General features: G+C 59.7%; 3 protein-coding genes and 1 pseudogene. 1 reads left to right on the plus strand and 3 read right to left on the minus strand.

Annotation, left to right across the window (positions count from 1 at the left end; translation table 11 throughout):
- Positions 1-178 precede the first annotated feature (178 nt).
- Positions 179-409, plus strand: a pseudogene (locus tag N7I30_RS21665) (DsbA family protein); the annotation flags it as partial.
- Positions 410-463: 54 nt separating this feature from the next.
- Here the strand turns inward: N7I30_RS21665 and N7I30_RS21670 are convergent.
- The 3 genes from N7I30_RS21670 to N7I30_RS21680 form a co-directional block, all read right to left on the minus strand.
- Positions 464-1,015 (minus strand): L,D-transpeptidase, encoded by a 552-nt coding sequence (locus tag N7I30_RS21670; protein ID WP_498641056.1) that lies wholly within the window; start codon positions 1,013-1,015, stop codon positions 464-466.
- A gap of 326 nt (positions 1,016-1,341) precedes the next feature.
- Positions 1,342-2,310 carry a L,D-transpeptidase family protein gene (locus tag N7I30_RS21675; RefSeq protein ID WP_498641057.1) on the minus strand — a complete coding sequence of 323 codons (969 nt, stop codon included), beginning with the start codon at positions 2,308-2,310 and terminating at the stop codon, positions 1,342-1,344.
- Between the two features lie 121 nt (positions 2,311-2,431).
- A partial coding sequence (locus tag N7I30_RS21680; RefSeq protein WP_498641058.1) for an EipB family protein occupies positions 2,432-2,923 on the minus strand: 492 nt, incomplete at its 5' end.

Here is a 2,923-nt window from a genome sequence, read left to right on the forward strand (position 1 = left end):
GGCCGTTCCCCAAAAGGAAATCAGCCTAACCACTGGCCGGATTTTACTCCGGCCGCCGCAGCATCAGCGCCGCCGCTTCGTGGCCTACTTTCTCACCGCCCTACACACAAAGTGATTCCCAGCGCACCGCCATGATCGATGTCCTCTTCCAGCCGCAGACCAATGGGCAAGAGCGGAAAACTTTTCGGCGGCTTTCCTCAACATTACCAAGCTGGCCGGCTTCACTCAGGAAACGTTCTCCGCCTGTCTAAACGACAAGGAATTGCAGCAGAAGATCGCCGCCGCGCAGAAGCGCGGACAAAAGATGGTTTGCGTGGACGCGACGCCAACGTTCTTCGAGAACGGCGACAAATACGCTGGCTCGCTTCCGGCCAATCAGATGTCGGCGATGATTGAATCCTTGTTGTAGGATCTATCATCGGAAGGAGCTTTTCGACACGCGCCGAAAACCCGGCGCTGGCGATCACCGCACTACCACCTCGGCTCCTACGCTCACGCGATCATACAGGTCGATTACATGCTCGTTGAGCATCCGAATGCAGCCGTTTGATACAGCCTTGCCGATCGAAGATGGCTCCGTCGTCCCGTGGATACGGTAGAGAGTATCTTGACCGTTTCGATGAAGGTAAAGCGCCCGGGCACCCAAGGGGTTGCCGGGCCCGCCCTTTAGCCCTCCCGCGTATTTTGCATATTTCCCTGGTTCGCGCTTGATCATGTTTGGTGTCGGCGTCCAACGGGGCCATTCAGCCTTCCGGCCAACTACTGCCTGGCCGGAAAAGCTCAGTCCAGCTCGGCCTACGCCGATGCCGTAGCGCCGCGCGAAACCGTCTTCTTCCACTAGGTAAAGGAACCTCGCTTTCGGATCGACGACAATGGTTCCGGGCGTGAAACCAGAGAAGGCGACACGCTGCGGCAGAAACTTCGCATCAAGCTCGAACGCTTGATGCGCGGCAGTTGGACCGGACAGGGTAGAGAATAGCAGGACACCAATCATGAACTGACGTCGGTTTGTCATCTCTTATCTCCGAAGTCTGACGCTGAAGGAGATGGTCGCACATGGCCGTTGATATTTGGTTGCTCGGGCGGGTTAGAGCATCGCTGCCGGATCGGGATTTGCCAAATACCAACGAGCGCAGGTCAGAATTGATGCGCTGAGTCCCGCAGTTCGATGAGGACGATTTGCAAGGGCTGATCGACAAACTTGCCGCGGCAAAGGTCGACGATACCGTCGTCGGCGGCGACAATGCGGTTGGAGGGCCAAGTGTTTCAACGAACTGCCGTACATTCTCGATCGGTTCAGCTCGGGCGATCCGGACACCAAGAATTGGCGGGTGATCGGACCTATCGGACCGCCTGGTAGGGATCAACGAGAGCTGCATCGGGCCGACTGATCTGGACGGCGGTAATCGATGTTTCCCTGGCGAGCTCCTCCGCGCCGAGACGTGCCAGCAAGCTGCGGAATTTGGGGTGCATCCCGCCATCGACATAAGCCATCGCCATCTCGGCGCGGCCTTCTACAAGAAGCTTCTGCACAACCCGCTCGTCGTCGTGTCGCTTTGCCGACACTCGGGGATCGACCCTGGTATTCATGGCAGGACAGGCAGCGGTCGGTTCGAGTGCCGCAGCGCCGTCGACGCGGCGGGCATCAAACACGTAGCGCCCTCCGCAGGCCGCGACCGTCGGCTCCCTGCGGGTGACTTCGAAGACGTCGTATCCGAGCTTAAGGTTGCGCCAGAACTCGATGTTCGGGTCGCCCTGATGCTTCGCCATCTGCTCAGCCGTCATTCGGAATGGGAAAGACTGGACCTGAAAATCGCTTTGTCCGATCCGGAAGGCTCTTTGCGCCTCGGCGTACACCTCGGCCACGCCATTGTCTGTCATGGCAAAGCAACCCGCGGAGGAACAGGCGCCGTGGACCATGAGGGAGTCTCCGGTGTAACCGAGCGCTCGTTCCAGTTGGTTCGGATAGCCGAGATTAAAGGAGCGGTGATATTTCGAGTTCGGGTTCATCAGGCTTGCCGTAACCTGATAAAACCCCTCGGGCGCCTGCCTGTCGCCGTCAGCCGTCTTCGGCCCTAGCCGCCCTGACCAGCGGCACATTGGATGGGTCTTGTGAAGCGCGTAGCGGCCGTCTGCCCCCTGCCTCCAAACCTCCAGCTCGCTTTCCTCCTTGAATATGCGCATGAGAATCGAACCTTCCGGGCGGGTTCTCTCGGCCACTGCGAGAGTCGCCGGCGCCAGGTCCGTGTAGGCATCTTCCGTGATCGAGACACACCCGCCGATGGACAACAGGGTGATCGCGGTAAACATTGCCCGCGCCACATACGGCAGGGAAGGCATTAGATCGTAGGAGTTCAGGGTCGCGCCTCTCTCAACGGCTGGATTTGGAACCACGCGTCGGCGGCCGGGATCGTGCACCAGTTTCCGCATCTCAGGAGGCATCCCCGCAGTCAGGCGCCGACGCAAGCTCGAGCTTGGATAGCGAGCCCGAGAACGCGTAGTCGCCGTTGTCGATTATGATGTCGTCCGAGATGCCGTTCTCGTACAGGGTGTAGCTTGTCTGGAACAGTGGCAGGCCGTCCAGCTTGCTGTCACTATTGTAATAGGACTCCGCCACCCGCCATCTGCGCAGATCGAGCATCGCAGCGACAGGCGAGGAGGCAGCCTCAGGATTCGCCGGTCCGGGCGGCGTTGCCTCCGCTTCGACGGGGGTGATGATCGCCGTCGTCGTCAGGAGTTTCCCTGCCTCGTTGTCGCCGTCATAGAGACGGGCCTCGACGAAGCTTTCCCCAGCAATCGCCCTGTCGATGAGATCCATCGTGTGCGCTGAGGGAAAGACCGACAGGGGCAGGTCGAACGTTTCGGCACTCGGCTCGGCGATTTCGACACGCGTACGAGTATCCGTATTTGTCGCGCTGCCCCG

The organism is Aurantimonas litoralis, assembly GCF_026153195.1.
Classification (GTDB): domain Bacteria; phylum Pseudomonadota; class Alphaproteobacteria; order Rhizobiales; family Rhizobiaceae; genus Aurantimonas; species Aurantimonas coralicida.